The 2,739-nt window shown below is 70.2% G+C and carries 1 protein-coding gene and 1 pseudogene; one reads left to right on the forward strand and one right to left on the reverse strand.

Translation table 11 applies throughout. The features are described 5' to 3' along the window. Nucleotides 1-49: 49 nt before the first annotated feature. Nucleotides 50-2,149, reverse strand: a complete 2,100-nt coding sequence (locus tag ABZ896_RS52495; protein ID WP_360946566.1) for a flotillin family protein — start codon at nt 2,147-2,149, stop codon at nt 50-52. 128 nt (nt 2,150-2,277) lie between these two features. Here ABZ896_RS52495 and ABZ896_RS52500 point away from each other — a divergent pair. Then, a pseudogene (locus ABZ896_RS52500) lies at nt 2,278-2,739 on the forward strand (hypothetical protein); the annotation flags it as partial.

The raw sequence follows: 2,739 nt of genomic DNA on the forward strand, positions 1-2,739 counted from the left end.
GGGCCGGCCCCCGCCCCCCGCGGGCCGGCGGGGGCCCACCACGGGTCGATCAGCCCTTGGAGTGGCCGTTGAGGGCGGCGAGCGGGGTCTCGGCGAGTCCCAGCTCGCCTGCCCTGTCCAGGAGTTGCTGCAGCTGTCCCGCGTTCGAGCCGCCGCTCTTCATCAGCTTCAGCAGCAGCGCGGAGACGGTCAGGTGCTGGACGTCGGCCGTGGAGGCCGGGCCGAGGATCCGGCCCAGGTCGTCGGTGAAGCTCGACGAGCCGTCCAGCCACGGACGCGCGAGCGCCTGTGCCGTCTCGGAGTGCTGGACGAACCCGTCGACGCCCTTGCCGAGGGCGACCGCCCCCACCAGCCGGTCGAAGAAGACCGAGTCGCCGCCGACGATGTCGATGTCCGCGTTCTCCAGGCCGGTGGCCAGCACCGTCGCCTGTGCCTCGGCGACCTGCCGCTGCACCTCAAGACCGGCGAGCCGGATGTCCTTCTCGGCCGCCAGGCGCAGCCGGTACTCCTCGTGGCCGCGCGAGGCGTCGTCCAGCGCGGCCATCGCCGCGGCCTTCTCGGTCAGTCCGGCGGCCTCCGCCTTCAGCTTCTCGCCGATGCCCTCGGCTTCGGCGAGCGCCTGGGCCCGGGAACCCTCGGCCTGGGCGAGGGACCTGGCGCGGGCTCCTTCCGCCTTGGCGAGGGACTTGGCGCGAGACCCCTCCGCCTCGGCCCGCATCCGCGCCTGGGTCGCCTCAGCCTCGGCACGGCCGGCCTTCTCGATGACCTCGGCCTCCTTGTCACGGACCTGCACGGCGGCGAGCCCCTCGGCGGCGGCTTCGGCCTGCACGCCCTCGGCGAGCCTCAGCCTCGCCTGCGCGTCGAGGTCGGCGCTCTTCAACCGGGCCTCGGCCAGGGTGAGTTCCTCGGCGGCGCGGTGGACGGCGGCCTGCTCGGCGGCCTCCGCGGCCTTGATGTCCTTGACCAGCTTCTCCTGCGCCTCGGCCTCTGCGGCGATGATCACCGCCTGCCGCTCGCGCTCCGCCTCCTCCACGGCACGCAGGGTCTTGACGGCCTCCTCCTGCTCGGCGACGGTCCGGTCCACCGCGACCCGCTCCCGGATGACCTCGGCGATCTCCCGCTTCTCCGCCTCGACCTCCTTCTCTGCGGCGATCCGCGTCAGCTGGGTCTCCCGCTCGCGGGCGATGACCTCAAGGAGCCGGTCCTTCTCGATGCGCTCGCTCTCCACCGCGATGACCCGCTCGCGGTTCTTCGCGGCGACGGCGATCTCCCGGGCCTGGTTCTCGCGCTGCACCCCGAGCTGCTCCTCGGTCTGCAGGAACGCGCCCTGCGCCCGAAGCCGCTCCTCCTCCACCACCCGCGCGGTCTCCGCCTCCTCGCGAGCCCGTACGGTCTCGATCTCCCGCCTCTGCTTGATCTCGGCGTCCGCCTGCCGGCGCTCCAGCTCCAGGATCGCCTCGCGGGCGTCGACGTTCTGCCGGGTGATCTCCTTCTCCTCGGTGCGCTGCGCCTCGTTGGTGCGCACGTGCTCCACGGCCGTCAGCTCGGTGATCTTCCGGATGCCCTGCGCGTCGAGGACGTTGGCGGGGTCGAGCTGGGTGAGCGGCGTCTGCTCGAGGTAGTCGATCGCCGCGTCCTCCAGGTGGTAGCCGCTGAGGTCGACGCCGATGACCTCGATGATCCGGTACCTGAGTTCCTCGCGCTTGGTGTAGAGGTCGGTGAAGTCCAGCTGCTTACCGACGGTCTTCAGCGCCTCGGAGAACTTCGCGTGGAACAGTTCCTGAAGCGTCTTCTGGTCGCTGGCCCGTGCCGTGCCGACCGCCTGGGCGACCTTGATGACGTCCTCCACCGTCTTGTTGACCTTGACGAAGAACGAGATCCGGATGTCGGCGCGGATGTTGTCCTTGCAGATCAGCCCGTCCTTGCCGGCCCGGGTGATCTCGATGGCCTTCACCGAGATGTCCATCACCTCGGCCTTGTGCAGCACCGGCAGCACGACCTGCCCGGTGAAGGTCACATCGACCTTGCGCAGTTTGGAGACGATCAGCGCCTTGCCCTGCTCCACCTTGCGGAACAGCTGGGAGACGACGAGGACGGCGAACAGGCAGACGGCGACGAGCACACCGATGCCCACGGTGATGGCATTCATGGCATACGTCCTTCAAGGATCAGTAAGTCAGGTGGGTCGGAGGGAAGTTGTCCCCGGCGAGAGTGAGTTCAGGCGGCTCGGTCGTGCGGCGGGCGACGGGCGGATCCGGGTTCGTCGGGGAAGAGCCGGTGCAGCGTCCGGACGAACCGGCACGTAAGCCACCAGGCGACGAACAGAGCGGCCACCGGCACCAAAAGCCTCAGCACACCCGCCAGGGTCCCCGTCGGTGCGAGCACCGCCAGCGTCAGGGCCGCGCCGACGCCGAACAGCCACGCGATCGCCGTCAGCAGGGAGAACGCGACCGTGACCGGCACGCCGCCCATGCCCAGACCATCGAGATCGACGTCCGTGTCGAAGCTGTCCACGGCCGCGGCACCGGCGGCGACCAGCAGCCAGAAGACCACGACCACGATCAGGGCGGTGGTGCACAGGAACACGGGAAAGCCGGTGGCGGCCTCGACGAACGTCCGCATCTTCCGAGGGGCCGTTCCCACGGCCGCAAGACCTTCCACCACCCCGAGGTCGGCGACCTCACCCTCGGCTACCAGTCCATGGAACTGGAGGGCACACCAGGCGCTGGCCGGGTGTGC

The sequence above is a fragment of the Streptomyces sp. NPDC047072 genome (assembly GCF_040643855.1).
In the GTDB taxonomy this organism is placed as follows: domain Bacteria; phylum Actinomycetota; class Actinomycetes; order Streptomycetales; family Streptomycetaceae; genus Streptomyces.